Source organism: Streptomyces sp. cg35, from assembly GCF_050410835.1.
Taxonomy (GTDB): Bacteria; Actinomycetota; Actinomycetes; order Streptomycetales; family Streptomycetaceae; genus Streptomyces.
Window position 1 is genome coordinate 7,977,236 of the sequence record NZ_CP191268.1, and the last position, 17,457, is coordinate 7,994,692.

Here is a 17,457-nt window from a genome sequence, read left to right on the forward strand (position 1 = left end):
GAGTGTGCCGGGTGGAGCGCGGCCCGCGGCAGGGGTTCGCGTGATTCAGGTGGTCGCCGCGCGACGGGTCGCGAAGCCGATCGACGCCGCCACCGCCGCGAGCAGCGCCACGCTCGTCAGGGCCGTGGGCAGAGAGAACCAGTCCGCCATGAAGCCGATCGCGGGCGGCCCGAGCAGCATGCCGCCGTAGCCGAGGGTGGAGGCGGCCGCGACGCCGGTGGGGCCGGCGAGCGCCCCGGCCCGCTCGACCGCGACGGGGAAGATGTTCGCGAGGCCCAGCCCGGTGACCGCGAAGCCGACGAGCGTCAGCCACACCGAGGGCGCGAGCGAGCCGAGCAGCATCCCGGCCGCGCCGATCGCCCCGCCGTACACCAGCGTCCGTGTCCTGCCGAGCCGTTCGAGCAGCGCCGTGCCGGAGAGCCGGCCGATCGTCATGGCGAACGCGAAGCAGGAGTAGCTGGCGGCCGCGACACCCGGGTGGGCGTGCAGATCCTGTGTCAGGTGCAGCGCGCTCCAGTCGGCCAGGGCCCCCTCGCCGTACGCCGTGCACAGGGCGATGAGCCCGAAGACGAGGACCAGGCCGCGGGTCCTGCGGTCGACGCGGCGCGGCGCGTCCTGGCGCAGTTGTTCCGGCGGGCGCGGCGCGGGGTGGCGCAGCAGGGCCGGTGCGGCCGCCGCCGTGACGACGAGCCCTGTCACGGTGATCGCCAGCAGATGCCGGGTGGGCGAGAGATGCCCCGCCACCAGTCCGCCGAGGCCCGACCCCACCATGCCGCCGAGGCTGAACGCGGCGTGGAAGCTCGGCATGACCGGGCGGCCGAGCGCGGCGACCAGATCGACGGCCGCGCTGTTCATCGCCACGTTGATCCCGCCGTACGCCGCTCCGAAGACCAGCAGGACGAGGCCGAGCGTGAGCGGCGAGTGCGTCAGCGGGGGCAGGGCGACCGTGAGCGGGAGCAGTGCGCCGCAGGCCACCGTCACCGCATGGCTGCCGAACCGGCGGCACAGCCCGCCCGTCAGCATCATCGTGACGACGGCGCCCGCCGACACCCCGAGCAGGGCGAGTCCGAGCGTGCTCGCCGACGCCCCCGTCTGCTCCTTGATCGCAGGGATGCGCACCACCCAGCCCGCGAAGATGAAGCCGTCGAGGGCGAAGAAGACGGTCAGGGCGATGCGCAGTCGGCCCAGGGACGGGGTGCGCGGGCCGTCGGCGCTGACGGTCCCGAGTTTGTTCAGTAGCGGCACAAAGTCAGAGTAGGGGTCTGCTTCCGCTCGGGACAAGAGGGATCCGTGGTGGGGCCCGAGCATGCGAAAGGCGCGCGGGGCGGGTGCCCCGCGCGCCTTTCGCGCGCCGTGCCGGAGCCGTGTCGGATCAGACCGCGACGACCCGGACCCCCGCCTCCTCGAACCGGCCGAGCTGCGCCTTGTCCGCCGCGGTGTCCGTGACCAGGATGTCCACCTGCGCCACGTCGCAGATCCGCGCGAACGCCCGGTGCCCCAGCTTGCTGGAGTCCGCCGCGACGACCACCCGCTCCGCCCGCTCGCACAGCAGCCGGTTGATCGCGGCCTCCGCCTCGTCGTGTGCGGAGGCGCCGTGGGTGACGTCGAGGCCGACGACGCCGAGCACCGCCGTGTCCAGCGTGATCTGGCCGAGCACCCCGTCGGCGAGCGGGCCGATCAGCTCGTACGACTGCGGGCGCGCGACGCCACCGGTCAGCACGATCTTGAACTGGGGCCGTACGGCCAACTCGTTGGCGATGTTCAGGGCGTTCGTGACGATGGTGAGCGCGGGAGTGCCGGAGGCGAGGTCCGGTCTGACGGCGAGCGCCCTGGCCACCTCCGTCGTCGTCGTGCCGCCGGTCAGGCCCACCGCCTCGCCCGGGCCGAGGAGTTCGGCGACGGCCTTGGCGATGCGGCCCTTCTCGGCCGCGCCGAGCGCCGTCTTGTAGCGCAGCGGGAGTTCGTAGCTGACGCCGTGCACGACGGCGCCGCCGCGCGTGCGCACCAGCATCTGCTGCTCCGCGAGCTGGTCGAAGTCGCGCCGGATCGTCGCCGCGGAGACGCCCAGTTCGCCCGCCGCCTCCTCCACGTCGAGGCGGCCGCGCTCGACGAGCAGCTCCAGGAGGGACTTCCAGCGGGCGTCGCGGGACATCCGCGGCCTCCAATCGTCGATCGGCTCGGTCGGACAGACCTTAGCCGTTTGCGCAGGAATGCTTGATACTGCTTGAAAGCTCGCTATATCTTGCAGGAACAAGCATCGCGCGTTCCGGCGCGGCGCGCACGCGACATCGGGGAGTGGGGCACGGCATGAGTCATGTCGAGAACGAGCTGAACAGCCAGCCGGAGTGCTGGACGCGGGCCGCCGGCCTGGCACCGCAGCACAAGGCGGCGCTGCCCGCCGCGGGGGAGCGCGTCGCGATCGTCGGCTGCGGCACCTCGTGGTTCATGGCGCAGGCCGCGGCCGCGCTGCGCGAGCAGACCGGACAGGGCGAGACCGACGCGTTCGCGGCCTCGGAGTTCCCGGCCGGACGCGCGTACGACCGGGTCGTGGCGCTGACCCGGTCCGGCACCACCACCGAGGTCCTCGACCTGCTCGCCGCGCTCAAGGGCACGGTCCGCACCACCGCGATCACCGGCGACCCGGAGACGCCCATCAAGGCGGCCGCCGACGACCTGGTCGTCCTCGACTTCGCCGACGAGAAGTCCGTCGTGCAGACCCGCTTCGCCACCACCGCGCTCACCCTGCTCCGCGCCCACCTCGGCCTGCACACCGAGCAGGCCGTCGCCGACGCCCGCACCGCGCTCGCCGAGCCGCTGCCCGAAGGGCTCGTGGAATGCGGCCAGTTCACCTTCCTGGGCCGCGGCTGGACGGTCGGCCTGGCCAACGAGGCCGCGCTCAAGATGCGCGAGGCCTCCCTGTCGTGGACCGAGGCGTACCCGGCGATGGAGTACCGCCACGGCCCGATCAGCGTCACCACCGCCGGCACCGCCACCTGGATGCTCGGCGAGGCGCCCGAGGGCCTGGCCGAACAGGTCGCCGCGACCGGCGCGCTCTGGGTCGAGGGCCGGCTCGACCCGTTGGCCGAGCTCGTCCGCGCCCAGCGCCTGGCCGTCGCGGTCGCCGCACGCCAGGACCTCGACCCGGACCAGCCGCGCCACCTCACCCGCTCGGTGATCCTCGACGCCAACTGACCCCTCCCACGCCCACCGGAAAGGAGGGGCAGTGCCCCTCGCAGCCACAGGGACGCTCGTCGGCGCGGCCGCGGCCCGGCGCGGCGCCGTCGCCGCGTTCAACGTCATCACCCTCGAACACGTCGAGGCCGTCGTCGCCGGCGCCGAGACCGCGGACGCGCCCGTCATCCTCCAGATCTCCGAGAACGCGGTCCGCTACCGCTACGGCCGGCTCCTGCCGCTGGCCCGCGCCGCGGCCGCCGTCGCCGAACAGGCCGGCGTGGACGTCGCCCTCCACCTCGACCACGTACAGAGCGACGATCTGCTGCGACAGGCCGTCGACGCCGGATTCAGCTCGGTGATGTACGACGCCGCGCGCCTGTCCTACGACGAGAACCTCGCCGCCACCCGCGCCGCGGCCGACTGGGGCCACGCCCACGGCCTGTGGGTGGAGGCCGAGCTCGGCGAGGTCGGCGGCAAGGACGGGGCCGCGCCGCTGGACGCGCATGCCCCCGGCGCTCGGACCGACCCGGGGGAGGCCCGCGCCTTCGTGACGGACGCGGGCGTCGACGCCCTCGCCGTCGCGGTCGGCTCCTCGCACGCCATGACCACCCGCACCGCCGCCCTCGACCACGACCTCCTCAAGCAGCTCGCCGAGGGCCTCGACGTACCGCTCGTCCTGCACGGCTCCTCCGGCGTGCCCGACGCCGAGCTGACGGCCGCCGTCCGGGGCGGCATCGCCAAGGTGAACGTCGGCACGGCGCTGAACATCGCGATGACCGCCGCCATCCGGGAGTTCCTCGCTGCGCACCCCGACGCGGTCGACTCCCGCAAGTACCTGACGGTCGGCCGCGAGGCCATGATCCGTACCGTCAGCGAGCTGATCGGGGTGCTGCGGGGCTGAACCCCGATCGCACCCTCTCCCTGTGTGCCCGGCAGTGGGACTGCCGGGCACACACGTGTGTGCGTATGCCTAATGGACCTCGAACGCAGCGCCGCTGCGCTCGCGCCGGGCGGCTTTTGAGGTGGACGGCGCCGAGGCCTGCGGCTTCATGTACGCACGCAGTCTTCGACCTCGACGGCCATGGCCGGCAGGTCAGGTGGAGGGGCCCGCGGGCGGTGGAGCAGGGCCCCGACGTGTCCGCGGCCCCCACGCAGGACACCGACGCCCCGGCCTGACCTGATGGTGCCCGCTGCGCCTTCGGTCCTGCCGCGGACGGCCGTGAACCCATCGGAAAGAGAAGGAAATTGAGACGGTGGACTCGACGGAGCGGGCAGAGGCCGGGCTGTTCACCGGTGCGGGGCGCCGAACCCGCTGGTAACACCGACGCCTAGGCTACCGGCATGGACCTCGCTGACGATCTGATCTCTGACCCGTACGGCGTCTACGACCGGCTGCGGACCACGTCGCCAGTGCACCGGATCAAGGGAACGGACGGGCAACCGGCCTGGCTCGTGACCCGCTACGCGGACGTGCGGGCCGGACTCGCCGACCCTCGCCTTTCCCTGGACAAGACCAACGCACTCCCCGGCAACTACCAAGGCCTGCAGTTGCCGTCGGCGCTCGACGCGAACCTCCTGAACATGGATCCGCCGGACCACACCCGCATCCGGCGCCTGGTCGGCCGCGCCTTCACCACGAGCCGCGTGGAGCAGCTGCGCGCCCCGATCCGCGCGATCGCCGACAAGCTGCTGGACGCGCTCGGCACGGAGGGAACCGCCGACCTGATCACCGCGTACGCGGCGCCGCTGCCCATCGCGGTGATCTGCGAGTTGCTGGGAGTGCCCGGCGAGCGGCGCGGAGACTTCCGTGGCTGGGTGCAGACGCTGATCGCCCCGGATCCCGGCCGGCCGCAGGCCGGCAAGGAAGCCATGGGCGCCATGATGCGCTTCTTCGCCGAGCTCATCGCGCACAAGCGGCACGCGCCGGCCGACGACCTCCTGTCCGACATGATCGCCGCGCACGACGCGCAGGACGGCCGGCTGAGCGAGGACGAGCTCATGAGCCTGGTGTTCCTCATCCTCAACGCCGGATTCGAGAACACCATCCAGCTCATCGGCAACGCGATCTGGACACTGCTGCAGCATCCCGAGCAGCTCGCCGCCCTCCGCGCGGATCCGTCCAAGACGCCCGCGGCAGTAGAGGAGTTGGCCCGCGTCGAGGGACCCGCCCTGCTCGCCATCCGGCGGTTCCCCACCGAGGACATCACGCTGGGCGGCGTCACGGTGCCCGCGGGGGAGACGGTGCTGCTCTCGCTGTCCGCCGCGAATCGTGATCCCGACCGGTTCGCGGCCCCGGACCGACCGGACATCGAACGCGACGCCACCGGACACCTCGCCCTGGGGCACGGCATCCACTACTGCCTGGGCGCACCACTGGCACGGGCCGAGACGGAGATCGCCCTGACGGCACTGCTCGACCGCTACCCCCACCTGGCCCTCGACGGCGACCGGCCCGCCGCCTGGCGCCGGTCCCAGCGGGCCCGCGGACTGACGAGCCTGCGCGTGAGCTTCCGGTCGGGACCGAGCGTCTGACCGCACCGCATGACTGTGGCCCCGCTCGGCAACCGAACGGGGCCACAGTCATGTGAGGGCGACGTCAGCCGGCGGCGAGCACCTTCTTGTCTCGAAGACGCTCACGCAGCACACCGATCATGGGGAGGGTCAGCCCGGAGAACAGACACAGGATCGCCAGTCCGGCCAGCGCCGGGCTCAACGCCTCCTCCACCCGCAGCGACCACGGAACGTCCAAGGCGTAGCACAGGAGGTAGCTGCCCTTGGAAACGGCGTAGGCGACGCCGAGCACGGCCGCCGCGGCGGAGAGCCCGAATCCCGCGCCGGACCAAGGACGGATGCCCCAGTTGCGGTACGAGGTGCGGCCGCACATGAACGCCAACTCGCCGCATGTGATCAGGACATAGGCGAGGTAGATCAGCAAGTACGCGGTGACCTGGGGGTTGTCCGCGTGAGCAGTGGTGAAGGCGACACCGGGGTCATTGGTCGCCATGAAGAGGGGCACCATGATCCCCAGCCAGGCGAGGGCGGCGAACCCTCGCTGAAGGATCGCCCACTTCAGGTACTCCGGGCGGTACGCCAGGTCGACCATGGTCACCTGCAGGAACGCGCACCACAGGATGGCGCAGATGTGCGCGACCAACTTCGCGATGTTCTCGATCCCCGAGGTGCGCTCGGCCCACTGCGCGACGGTCGGCACGGCGAACAGCACCCCGAGGGTGCAGACCCCGAACGCGAAGGCTATGGACCAGGTGGAGACTCGTGGAGTGCCCACGGCTCTCCGTGCGCAGAGTGCCGTGACCAGCAAGCCGACCACGGCGCACGTTCCGAAGACTATGCCGTCCACGTCAGAACCCTTCCAGACTGTCCGCACCGTACTGTGCGATTTCTTCCTCGCTGCGCCGACGGCCGCGCCCACGCTTGGGCGGATCCTTCGGTTTGTGCTGACGGGGCGGGAGTTCCTCGACGGGCTCCCGGAACGGCTGCACCGGATCGAGTCCCAACTCGGCGCGCTTGCGCTCCAGTTGGGCGACGACCTCGTCCATCGATTCCTCGGGCAGACCGCTGAGGAGAGCGAGGACGTGGCGCGCACGCGGATCCTCGAAAGCCCGCAGTGCGGTCACGTCGCTGTAGGGCCCGTGCGGGAGCAGATGCGCGGGCGGAACGTCCCCCAGAGCCTCGGCCAGAGCGAGGACGGTGGCGATCGTGGGATTGTCCTGCGACCCGTTGGACAGCTTGTTGATCGACGCGTGCGAGACGGAGACGTGGTCGCCGGGAAGGTCCTCGACTGCCGCCGACAGCGTGCGGACCGAGTAGGGCCGGCCCTTTGCGTCCCGCCCGGAAGCCATGAGGCTCTTGAGCTTCTCCGCCAGTGACGGACGGCCTCCGCGACTCACCGCAGGCCACGGCGGCCGGGAAGATCCCGGAGCTCGTCCACCCGATGTCTGCTCACAACCCCGTCTTTCGCTCCGCCCGACTCGCGCCCTGTGTACTTTAGTTGACACCCCCGTGTGCGCAAGGCAGGATCACGACTGCGATCGAGACCTTGTGCTCATGGCCGTGCACAGGCTGTAAGGCCTGCTTGCGGGGCCGCCAGGTGAAGATCACGCGGCGGCCGTGCGCGGCAACCTTACGTTTTGAGGGCAAGGCGGAGGAACTGCACGACCAGGATTTTCGACCCGTCCGCGCCCTGCGCGTAACCGTGGCGAAGAGACGGGGGAGGAGGAGACGTGATGGCGGTGGCAGGGAAGCTCAACCTCAACCTCAACCTCAACCCGGGCCGGCCCGAGCGGCCCCTCACTGTTTCTGACCGCTCCCGCCCGAGCGGCCTCGGCCGGCGGAACCCCCGTGCGGTGAGGCAGCGATGCGGAAGCCCACGCATGAGGTTCTGACGCGGCGGCCGCGCCTCAAGGCGCCACCACGCTCATGCGTTCGCCCGGCTCACTCCAGGAGTGCCCCCCATGCCGACGACACTGGGCTCGCTGCCCACCGACAAACCAGAACTCAGAATCACCTTCGCGTCGAAGGGTGCCACCGTGGCGCCCTCCGCGGAGATCACCGGTGTCGTGACGCTCACGCCCGAAGAACTGCTGGAAAACGGCGTTCCCGCACAACTGCCGGACGGCTCCCTGATCCTCATCACCAGCACCGCGTCGTTCCAACTGCGCGGACGCATCATCTCCTTGCTCGGCCGGCTGCTGAAGCACATGAGCGCAAAGGGGAGCGTTGCCCTGACGGTGTTCGCGCCGGGGGCCCGCCAGCCCTTCCCTCGGGACACCGTCAACGACGCCGTCAGATACGGCATCGCCCTGCTGGTCACCTCCGCCCCGGCCGAGACCTGGCAGGGCGTCCACGAGGACATTCAGCGCACACGGTTACTGACGGCGGAACGCAGGGCCGCACAACTCGGCTCTCTCGTACAGGAGTTGCCTTCCCGTCTCGCCGACCCCCGCGCGACCCAGCGCATCACGGACTGGCTGGCTCGTACCCTGAACGCCCAGGTGCTCGTGAGGGAGCCCGATCGGGTCCTTGCCGCCGCACCGGACACCGCAGCGGAGGAATTCGCCCGAGCCGGCCTGCGTGGGCGCGTCGACGGTACGACCGCGCAGTCGACGGACGGCCCGCACCTGCACAGGGTTCCCTTCGGGCCGAGCACCCCCACCGACACCGAGCTCGCCGTCCTGCGCGAGACGGCCTTCGACGGGGTGGACGTGCGCCTGCTGCACCACGCTGCGAAGCTCCTCGGTCTGGTCGACCAAGCCACCCGCGAGTACCGCGCTGCGTCCGACGCCGCTTGCGCCGCGCGGACCGCCGCCCTCGAACTCCTCCTGGAAGGGGAGGTCGCCAAGGCGAGGCGGGTCATGGCCAACCTGGCGCCCGGCCTCCTGCATGCCGACAAGGCGCGCGCGTACGTCATCAAGACCCGGCCCGGGCGTCAAGACGTCGCGGCCCGACGCTGCGACACGGCCGTCGGCAAGCATGCCCTCATCGTGCGGGACCCCCAGGGCGGGCAGCGCATCCTGATCGTGCAGCCGATCCCCGCCGGCCAGGACCCCAGCAGCATGGTCGCGGCCGAACTGACCCGCCTCGTCCGCGCCCTCGGTCCGCAGGCATCGCTGGGCGGAAGCCGTATCTACGCCATGAACCGGCTGGCCGAGGCGATGCACGAAGCTCGCACGGTCCAGGGGGACGCATCGCTCCCACCGGATTCCGTGGCCTTGTCCGTCCACGACTCCGAACTGATGGCCCTGCTTCCGCAGCCCGAGGCCCAGCAGTGGGCCTGAACTCTCCTCGCGCCACTCACGCGTGACCCCGCTGCTGCCAGGGCGGACCTGCACATCGTGCGTTCGTGTACGCCGCGACAACGCCGTGTCACACCACTGCCGGAACCGTTGACGCCCCGCGCCTCCTCCCTATATGAATCTCTGCACATAGGTGAAGGTGCACATAGAGAGTTGTGGCGTCATGAGGTTTGAGCACGTGCTGCTCGCGCTGCTGTCGTACCGCCCGCGCAGCGGCTACGACCTGCGCAAATGGGTCGAGACGGAGGGCCAGTTCGTCCGTTCGCGGGCCCACCACAGCCAGATCTACCGGCTGCTCGCGCGGATGGTCGCCGACGGATGGGTGACGTACGAGGTGGACCCGCGCGAGGGACGGCCCGACGCGAAGGTCTACCGGCTCACCCCGCAGGGCCGCGACGTGCTCCTGGAGTGGGTGCACTCCCCGTACGACCCGCCCAGCCGCTTCCAGGACGTCGACTTCATGGCCCGGTTCCAGTTCGCCGCGTCCCTCGACACCGCGGCCGCGATCCGTCTCGTGGAGACCGAACTCGCCTACCGCCGGGCCCAGATCGCCCAGAACCGCCACCGCGACCGCACGATGCGCTTCGAGGACGCGCTGCCCGAACTGGACCAGGAGTTCGCCCAGCGCGTCAGCGACGAGATGCACACCTACGGCACCGCGTCCGTGGACCGCTGGGTGGAGTGGCTGGAGCGGATGCTGCGCCTCCTCGAAGACCGCCGGAAAGGGACCTCCGCATGAAGGCCATCATGGTCATGTTCGACAGCCTCAACCGGCGCATGCTGCCGCCGTACGGAGGCGACTGGACCCACGCCCCGAACTTCGCCCGCCTCGCCGAGCGCACCGTCACCTACGACAACGCGTACGCCGGATCGATGCCCTGCATGCCCGCGCGGCGCGAACTGCACACCGGGCGCCACAACTTCCTGCACCGCAGCTGGGGGCCGCTCGAACCGTTCGACGACTCCATGCCCGAACTCCTCAAGCAGCACGGCGTCCACACCCACCTCGTCAGCGACCACCCGCACTACTGGGAGGACGGCGGCGCCACCTACCACGGCCGCTACAACACCTGGGAGTTCTTCCGCGGGCAGGAGGGCGACCCGTGGAAGGGACAGGTCGCCGACCCCGAGATACCCGAGGACCTCAAGAAGGTGCGCTTCGGGGCCTACCGGCAGGACTGGGTGAACCGGCCGTACATGGCGACCGAGGACCGGCACCCGCAGACCCTCACCTTCGACGCGGGCCTGGAGTTCGTGCGCACGAACGCCGACGCCGACCAGTGGTTCGTCCAGATCGAGACGTTCGACCCGCACGAGCCGTTCTTCAGCCACCAGAGGTACAAGGACCTCTACCCGCACGCCTACGACGGGCCGCACTTCGACTGGCCCGACTACAAGCGGGTCGTCGAGACGGACGGTCAAGTCGCGCACGCCCGCTACGAGTACGGGGCGCTGCTGTCCATGTGCGACCACTCGCTCGGCCGGGTCCTCGACACGATGGACGAACTCGGCCTGTGGGACGACACCCTGCTCATCGTCAACACCGACCACGGGCTCCTGCTCGGCGAGAAGGGCTGGTGGGGCAAGAGCGTCCAGCCCTGGTTCAACGAACTGGTCCATCTCCCGCTGTTCGTCTGGGACCCCCGGCACGGCACCGCCGGGGAACGCCGCTCGTCCCTCGTGCAGACCATCGACATCGCGCCGACGCTGCTCGACTACTTCGCGGTCGACACCCCGCCGGACACGCAGGGCGCGCCCCTGCCGGTCGCCGACGACACGCCCGCGCGCGAGGCGGCCCTGTTCGGCATCCACGGCGGGCACGTCAACGTCACCGACGGGCGGTACGTGTACATGCGCGCCCCCGCCGACGCCGCCAACTCCCCGCTCGAAGAACACACGTTGATGCCCACCCACATGCGCGGCCGGTTCACCCCCGCCGAACTCGCGGACCTCGAACTCGCGGAACCGTTCGGCTTCACCAAGGGCGTCCGCACCCTGCGCATGCCGGGCCGCTCCTTCTTCAACCCGTACGCGCACGGCACCCTGCTCTTCGACCTGAGCGCCGACCCCGAGCAGCGCAGCCCGCTCACCGACGACGCCGTCGAGCTGCGCATGGCGGGCCTGCTGGTCGAGCTGATGCGGGCGAACGAGGCGCCGCCGAGCCAGTACGAGCGGCTCGGGCTGCCCGCCGAGGGCCCCGTCACCGAGGAGCATCTGCTCGTCGGCGCCCAGCGTGAACAGGCCGCGCGCACCGCGCAGCCGCTGCCCCGCGCCGAGGACTACCCCGAGGGCCGCTACTCGCTGCGCACCCCGATGGCGGTGCTCGTCTCCGACCCCGTCGCCGTCGAGATCCTCCGCCGCCACCTGCCCGGCGTCGTCGACTCCGAACTGCTCCAGATCCTCGGCCCGACGCCCCTGCTCGACGTCGCGGCCATGTCCGGCGGGCTCGTCCCGCCGCCCGACCTCCGCCGGGTCGCCGAGGAGCTCGCCGAGCTCTGAGCGGCCCCTGAGGAAAAAGCCGGTGACGGGGCGGCCACCCCGTCACCGGCGCAAGCACCGTCCCCGTCCCCGACGTCTCACACGCAGAAAAGAGGTGGCGCGATGCCCGAGCTTATCGAGGGTCCCGCCCGCACGACGAAGGAGTCCCCGGGAGCAGAAGCGCCCGGGCGCCGGCGGCAGCTGTCGCTGCTCGGCGGCACCCTGCTCGTCGACAGCACCGAGGCCAGCCTGGTCAGCGGTCTGTTCCCGCTGATCCGCCAGTCGCTCGGCGTCTCGCTGGGCGCACTGGGCACCCTCACCGCCGCGAGCAAGGTCGTCGGCGTGGTCGCCGGACCGTTGTGGGTGATGGCGGCACAGCGGTACTCCCGCAAGTCCGTGCTCGTCGTCGCCACCGGACTGTGGGGTGTCTGGGGCATCGCCGCGGGCTTCGCACAGAACTTCGGCCAGCTCCTCGTCCTGTACACGATCCTCGCCGCCGGGTACGCCGCCGCCCATCCGCTCATCAACGAGATCATCGGCGACCTGTTCGGCGGTGCCACGCGCGGGCGCGCCGTCGGCTTCGTGTACGGGGCCGTGGCCCTGGCCGCGGCGGTGATCGCCCCGCTCACCGGGCAGCTCGCCCGCGTCGACGACGGCTGGCGCTGGGGCCTGTGGGGCATCGGTGCCTTCAACGTGCTGCTCGGTCTCGCCCTGTGGCGATGGCTGCGCGAACCGGCACACGGCGCGGCCGAGACCCAGCTCGCCGGCCTCGACGCCGACGCACGCGCCCACCCGCGGCTCACCTGGAGGCGTGCCGCGGCCCTGCTGCGGATTCCCAGCTTCGCCCTGCTGCTCGTCTCCCGTCTGATGTCCGGGCACCTGCTGATCACCACGTTCGGCATCGTGTACCTCGTCGACGTGTACGGGTTCCGCACCCAGACGGCGGCCGTGGTCCTGCTGCCCCAGGGCATCGGCTATTTCGCTGGCACCGTCCTCGGCGGCTGGGCGGCCGACCGCGCGGTGCGCCGCAGCCCCCGCCGCGGACTGACCGCGGTCCTGCAAGGCGCCCAGTTCGCCTTCGCGCTCTTCGCGTTCCTCGGCACGCAGCTCGACTACGGATCGATCGGCCCGTACGCCCTGTTCTTCGGTCTGATGGGCCTCGCGCAGGGCGTGAACCCGCCGGTGAACCGGCCCATGGTGATGGCCGTCGTGCTGCCGGAACTCCGCGCGGCCGCCTTCGCGATCTACATCAACGTCTTCGAGGCGATCGCATGGGCGGCGTTCGGCCTCGGCGCCGGGTTCCTCGGTGACCGCTTCGGACTGCAGCCGGTGTTCCTGTGGGTCCTCGTCGTCCTCATGACGGCCAACGGCCTCCTCCTGACCGCGCTGTACCGCACGTACGCCAAGGATGTCGGCCGCGTCCAACGCGCGTTGGACCAGCGGCGCGAGGGCGCGGTGCACGGCTGACGCGCAGGGCGCAGGATGGGGGCATGAGCGGACTGTTCCCACGTGAGCGGGCGGAGGTCGCCCCCGGTGCCGTCCACGTCCCGGACTGGCTCGACCCCGCCCGCCAGCGCGCGCTGGTCGCGTCGTGCCGGACCTGGGCGCGGCCGCCCGCGGGGCTGCGCGAGGTGCGGCTGCCCGGGGGCGGGCACATGACGGTGCGGCAGTTCGGACTCGGCTGGCACTGGTTCCCGTACGGGTACGCGCGGACCGCCGTCGACGGGGACGGACAGCCGGTGAAGGGGATGCCGCCGGAACTGGCCGCGCTCGGCCGGCAGGCGGTGAGCGCCGCGTACGGGGACGGGGCGCCGCAGGACACGTACGACATCGCGCTGATCAACTACTACGACGCCGGCGCCCACATGGGCCTGCACAAGGACCGGGACGAGCGATCGGCGGCGCCCGTGGTGTCGCTCAGCCTCGGCGACACCTGCGTCTTCCGGTTCGGGAACACCGAGACCCGGACCAAGCCCTACACGGACGTCGAGCTGCACAGCGGGGACCTTTTCGTGTTCGGCGGGCCGTCCCGGTTCGCGTTCCATGGGGTGCCGCGGACCCTGCGCGGGACCGCCCCGCCGGACCTGGGCCTCGAGGGGCGGCTCAACATCACCCTGCGGGTCAGCGGTCTGTGACCGGTGGCGGCGCTCACCGGCCGGGCGCGCGGCGTTCACCGGATACCATTCCTGACCGTGATCACGGCGAGGAGTTGCTGATGGGCGGCAGGGCGGCCTCCGGGAACGGGAGCCACACGGCGGGCGACGGTGCCGCGCGGCCACCGCGCCTGGAGCGGGGCCGCAGCGCGCTCGGTCCGGCGCTCGAACTCGTCCACACCGGGCGGGCGCCGACCCGCGCCGTCCTCACCGCCGAACTCGGCGTGACCCGGGCCACGGCCGGCGCCGTCGCGGCCGAGCTCGAGGCGCTCGGGCTGATCCGGATCGACGCCCGGCCGAGCGCGGCGGCCGGTTCGCAGGGCCGGCCCTCGCACCGCCTGTCCGTCGCCGAGGACGGACCGGTGGCCCTGGCCGCGCAGGTGCACGCCGACGGCTACCGCGCGGCCCTCGTCGGACTCGGCGGCCGGATCGTCGCCACCACCCCCGGGTGCGAGATCATCGACCCCGACCCGGCGGACGTGCTGCGCTCCGTCGTGGAGGCGGGCGTCCGGCTGCTGGAGACCACCGGGCGGCGCTGTGTCGGCGCCGGGCTCGCCGTGCCGTCCGCCGTCGCGGAGCCCGAGGGCACCGCCCTCAACCCGCTGCACCTGGCCTGGCCCGCCGGATCCCGGGTGCGCCAGATCTTCGCCGACTGCGTCCGCGAGGCCGCCCTGGGCACCCCGGCGTTCGCCGCGAACGACGTGAACCTCGCCGCGCTCGCCGAGCACCGGCACGGCGCGGGGCGCGGCGCCCGCGACCTGCTGTGCGTGGCCACCGGGCATCGCGGCGTCGGCGGCGCCCTGGTTCTCGACGGCCGTCTGCACACGGGCAGTTCGGGGCTCGCCCTGGAGGTCGGGCACCTCACCGTGAATCCCGAGGGCCGGCCCTGTCACTGCGGCAGCCGCGGCTGCCTGGACGTGGAGGCCGACCCGCTGGCCTTCCTCACCGCGGCGGGCCGCACCCCGGACCCCGACGGCTCGCTCCTGGAGCAGGCCCGCGGGCTGGTGCGCGACGCCCCGGACGACCTCGGTGTCCGTACGGCCGTCGAGACGCTCGTCGACCGGCTCGGGCTCGGCCTCGCGGGCCTGGTCAACATCCTCAACCCCGACCGCATCATCCTCGGCGGACTGCACCGCACCCTGCTGGACGCCGACCCGGAGCGGCTGCGCGCGGTGGTGGCCGACCGCAGCCTGTGGGGACGCAGCGGCGGCGTCCCCATCCTGGCGTGCACGCTCGACCACAACAGCCTGGTCGGGGCCGCCGAGCTGGCCTGGCAGCCGGTGCTCGACGACCCCTTGGGCGCGCTCGCCCGGTGACCCGCGATCAGACGCGCGCGGTGACCGGCTCCGGCTCCTGCGGGACGGTGACGGCGCGCTTCTTCCGCTCCGTCAGATCCGGGACCAGGGAGGCGATCCCGACGAGGGCGAGCGCCAGGCCGAGCCAGAGCGGCGCCCGCAGCCCGTACGCGTCGATGGCCACACCGCCGACCGAGGTCGCCACGACGATGCCGAGCGTGATGAACGAGGCGTGCACGGAGTTCACCAGGGCGCCCGCGTTGGCCCTGCGCTGCACCCGCACCACCATCGCCGGATTCATGGTGACGCCCACCAGCCCGATGCCCAGCATGCACAGCACGGCCGCGGCACTCAGCTGGGCGAACAGCGCGAAGGCCAGCAGGAAAAGAGAGTTGAGGGCAAGACCGACGAGCAGCACGGTCAGCGTGTGCCGGTCCGCGAACCGCCCGACGACCATGTTGCCGACCACGGTCGCCGCCCCGTACGCCACGAGCAGCAGCGGCACGGTACCCGCGCCGAAGCCGGAGATGCCGGTGAGGATCGGGTTGAGGTAGCTGAACGCGGCGAACGTCGCGCCGATCACCAAGGTGCTGGTGGACAGCGTCAGCCACAGCCGCGCCGATCTGAACACCCCGAACTCGGCGCGGAGTTGTCCCGAACCGTCGGCGCCCGGCAGGTCGGGCACGCCGATCAGCGTCGCCGCCGCGGCGAGCAGCGCCAGCGCCGAGACGCCCCAGAACGCGGCCCGCCAGCCGAGCCGTTCGCCGACGTACGTGGCCAGGGGCAGCCCGAGCAGCGTGCCCAGCATCAGCCCGTTGAGCGCCACGGACACGGCGCGGCCCCGGACCTCGGGGCGGGTCAGCTGCGCGCACAGGGCGAGGGCCACTCCGAAGAAGGCCTGCGAGGCGACACCGGTCACGACGCGCGCGGCCAGCATCACGGGGTAGGTCGTCGCGGTCGCGGCCAGTACATTGCCGGCGAGGAAGACGGTGAACAGGATCAGCAGGGCCCGCTTCTGCGGGACTTTGAGCAGGGCCACGGTGAGGAACGGGCCGCCGAAGGCCATCGCCGCGGCGAACGCGGTGATGAGATAGCCGATCTGCGGGATGGTCGCGTCGAGACCGTCCGCCATCTGCGGCATCAGGCCCGCGACGACGAACTCACTGGTCACCATCGCGAAGATGCCGAATGCCAGGGCATAGACGGCACGGGGCATGGGTGCTCCTCCGGAGAACCTAGTTTTGGATAGGTCAGTACAAAATGTGGGCATGGCTGATTCGGGCAGGGCGTCATGTGGCGACGCCCGGTGGCCGGTGGTGTGCGGGGGCTGTGTGGGGGTCAGTGCGTGAGGGCGTCCAGGGCGATCCGCGCCGTGGACTCCAGGGCGGCGCGGTCGGCGCCGCCCTGACCGGAGACGCGCATCCCGCCGATCACGGCGTTGAGGAAGTGGGCGAGCTCGCCGGAGGAGCGCCGGGACGTGATGGTGCCGTCCCGCTGCCCGGCCGCGATCGCCCCCTCCATGGTGGCGAGCCGGACGGCCAGGTCCCGCTCCAGGAGCCGGTCCGTGTCCGGGTCGCGTCCGGCGAGCTCCACGGTCGTGTTCACCGTGAGGCAGCCGGGGCTGCGCCCGTCCCTGCGGTTTTCGATCTCGGTGTCGACGATCAGCGCGAACAGGTCGTGGATGCGGTCGAGCGGCGCCCGCTCCACGTTCTCCAGGACGGCCACCTGGACCGCGGTCATGTTCTCCATGTAGCGGGTCAGTGAGCGCGTGAAGAGCTCGTGCTTACTGGCGAACGTGTTGTAGATGCTGCTGCGGCCCAGGCCGGTGGCGGCGCACAGCTCCTGCGTGGAGGTGGCCTCGTAGCCGTGCTCCCAGAAGGCGTGCATCGCGGCGTCCAGGGCCCGCTCCTCGTCGAACGTCCTCGGTCGGGCCATGGGGGAACCGTACCGGTTTTGGAACGCTCAGTGCAATACCTCGGCCGGCTCCGCGGCCGGAGCCTCCCGGACCGCCGCCCGCCGCGCCGGAAACGTCAGCTTCGTCGACAGCCAGGCGTACACCGGGCCCAGCGCGTTCATCGCGACCACGCACACCCAGGCCGCCCACGCGTTGCCCGCGTCGAAGCCGAAGCCGCCGAAGAACGTCGCGAAGTACGAGGCGAAGCCGAGGAACATGCCCGGGATCAGGGAGAGGAGATTCAGTCGCCCCGCGTACATGAGGGCCGAGTTGATGACGAGGATGACCAGTGCCTGGAAGGCGTTGCGGGCGAACTGGCCGGTGCCGAAGGTGTCCCCGGCGTGCTGTTCCACCAGCACGATGGCCAGGGCGAACGTCGACCCGGCGGGCATCGCGCACCACAGCCGCTTCGCGTTCGCCGTGCTCGGGCCGCCCAGCAGGAAGGTCGCGGCCCAGCCGATGAAGATCGCCCAGGGCGGCAGATGGAGCGCGGTGCCGCCGATGAAGGCGGTGGTCGCGGCGAGGACGGACGCGACGATCTCGTGCGGAATCCGTTCGCGGAGTTCGGGCTGCGCGGACATGACGGATCA

General features: G+C 71.7%; 16 protein-coding genes. 9 read left to right on the forward strand and 7 right to left on the reverse strand.

Annotation, left to right across the window (positions count from 1 at the left end):
* Positions 1-45 precede the first annotated feature (45 nt).
* Positions 46-1,245, reverse strand: coding sequence for an MFS transporter (locus ACQUQD_RS36845; RefSeq protein WP_428956551.1), 1,200 nt, complete (start codon positions 1,243-1,245; stop codon positions 46-48).
* A gap of 127 nt (positions 1,246-1,372) precedes the next feature.
* Positions 1,373-2,152 (reverse strand): DeoR/GlpR family DNA-binding transcription regulator, encoded by a 780-nt coding sequence (locus tag ACQUQD_RS36850; RefSeq protein ID WP_428956552.1) that lies wholly within the window; start codon positions 2,150-2,152, stop codon positions 1,373-1,375.
* A 155-nt stretch (positions 2,153-2,307) separates the two neighbouring features.
* On the opposite strand from ACQUQD_RS36850, the gene ACQUQD_RS36855 reads away from it, so the two are divergent.
* The 3 genes from ACQUQD_RS36855 to ACQUQD_RS36865 all read left to right on the forward strand — a co-directional run bounded on the left by ACQUQD_RS36855 (position 2,308) and on the right by ACQUQD_RS36865 (position 5,706).
* On the forward strand, positions 2,308-3,192 hold the full coding sequence (locus tag ACQUQD_RS36855; protein ID WP_428956553.1) for an SIS domain-containing protein: 885 nt from the start codon (positions 2,308-2,310) through the stop codon (positions 3,190-3,192).
* A gap of 31 nt (positions 3,193-3,223) precedes the next feature.
* Positions 3,224-4,075 (forward strand): class II fructose-bisphosphate aldolase, encoded by an 852-nt coding sequence (locus ACQUQD_RS36860; protein ID WP_428956554.1) that lies wholly within the window; start codon positions 3,224-3,226, stop codon positions 4,073-4,075.
* A gap of 440 nt (positions 4,076-4,515) precedes the next feature.
* Complete coding sequence (locus ACQUQD_RS36865) at positions 4,516-5,706, forward strand: cytochrome P450 family protein (protein WP_428956555.1); 1,191 nt, start codon at positions 4,516-4,518, stop codon at positions 5,704-5,706.
* Positions 5,707-5,770: 64 nt separating this feature from the next.
* Here the strand turns inward: ACQUQD_RS36865 and ACQUQD_RS36870 are convergent, their stop codons facing one another.
* Positions 5,771-6,460, reverse strand: a complete 690-nt coding sequence (locus ACQUQD_RS36870; RefSeq protein ID WP_428956556.1) for a hypothetical protein — start codon at positions 6,458-6,460, stop codon at positions 5,771-5,773.
* A 73-nt stretch (positions 6,461-6,533) separates the two neighbouring features.
* Complete coding sequence (locus tag ACQUQD_RS36875; protein ID WP_428956557.1) at positions 6,534-7,034, reverse strand: hypothetical protein; 501 nt, start codon at positions 7,032-7,034, stop codon at positions 6,534-6,536.
* Positions 7,035-7,646: 612 nt separating this feature from the next.
* On the opposite strand from ACQUQD_RS36875, the gene ACQUQD_RS36880 reads away from it, so the two are divergent.
* The 6 genes from ACQUQD_RS36880 (at position 7,647) to ACQUQD_RS36905 (ending at position 14,934) form a co-directional block, all read left to right on the forward strand.
* Positions 7,647-8,969, forward strand: a complete 1,323-nt coding sequence (locus ACQUQD_RS36880) for a hypothetical protein (protein WP_428956558.1) — start codon at positions 7,647-7,649, stop codon at positions 8,967-8,969.
* Between the two features lie 181 nt (positions 8,970-9,150).
* On the forward strand, positions 9,151-9,726 hold the full coding sequence (locus ACQUQD_RS36885) for a helix-turn-helix transcriptional regulator (protein WP_428956559.1): 576 nt from the start codon (positions 9,151-9,153) through the stop codon (positions 9,724-9,726).
* Positions 9,723-11,486 carry a sulfatase gene (locus ACQUQD_RS36890; RefSeq protein ID WP_428956560.1) on the forward strand — a complete coding sequence of 588 codons (1,764 nt, stop codon included), beginning with the start codon at positions 9,723-9,725 and terminating at the stop codon, positions 11,484-11,486. The genes ACQUQD_RS36885 and ACQUQD_RS36890 overlap by 4 nt, the downstream gene beginning before the upstream one ends.
* Before the next feature lie 102 nt (positions 11,487-11,588).
* Positions 11,589-12,932, forward strand: a complete 1,344-nt coding sequence (locus tag ACQUQD_RS36895; protein ID WP_428956561.1) for an MFS transporter — start codon at positions 11,589-11,591, stop codon at positions 12,930-12,932.
* A gap of 23 nt (positions 12,933-12,955) precedes the next feature.
* Positions 12,956-13,600, forward strand: coding sequence for an alpha-ketoglutarate-dependent dioxygenase AlkB family protein (locus ACQUQD_RS36900; RefSeq protein ID WP_428956562.1), 645 nt, complete (start codon positions 12,956-12,958; stop codon positions 13,598-13,600).
* A gap of 80 nt (positions 13,601-13,680) precedes the next feature.
* Positions 13,681-14,934, forward strand: a complete 1,254-nt coding sequence (locus ACQUQD_RS36905; protein ID WP_428956563.1) for an ROK family protein — start codon at positions 13,681-13,683, stop codon at positions 14,932-14,934.
* 7 nt (positions 14,935-14,941) lie between these two features.
* Here ACQUQD_RS36905 and ACQUQD_RS36910 read toward each other — a convergent pair whose 3' ends face one another.
* The 3 genes from ACQUQD_RS36910 to ACQUQD_RS36920 form a co-directional block, all read right to left on the reverse strand.
* Positions 14,942-16,129: an MFS transporter gene (locus ACQUQD_RS36910; protein WP_428956564.1), complete on the reverse strand. Its 1,188-nt coding sequence runs from the start codon at positions 16,127-16,129 to the stop codon at positions 14,942-14,944.
* Positions 16,130-16,251: 122 nt separating this feature from the next.
* On the reverse strand, positions 16,252-16,848 hold the full coding sequence (locus tag ACQUQD_RS36915; RefSeq protein WP_428956565.1) for a TetR/AcrR family transcriptional regulator: 597 nt from the start codon (positions 16,846-16,848) through the stop codon (positions 16,252-16,254).
* A gap of 27 nt (positions 16,849-16,875) precedes the next feature.
* Positions 16,876-17,448, reverse strand: coding sequence for a DUF1097 domain-containing protein (locus ACQUQD_RS36920; RefSeq protein WP_428956566.1), 573 nt, complete (start codon positions 17,446-17,448; stop codon positions 16,876-16,878).
* Between the last annotated feature and the right edge of the window lie 9 nt (positions 17,449-17,457).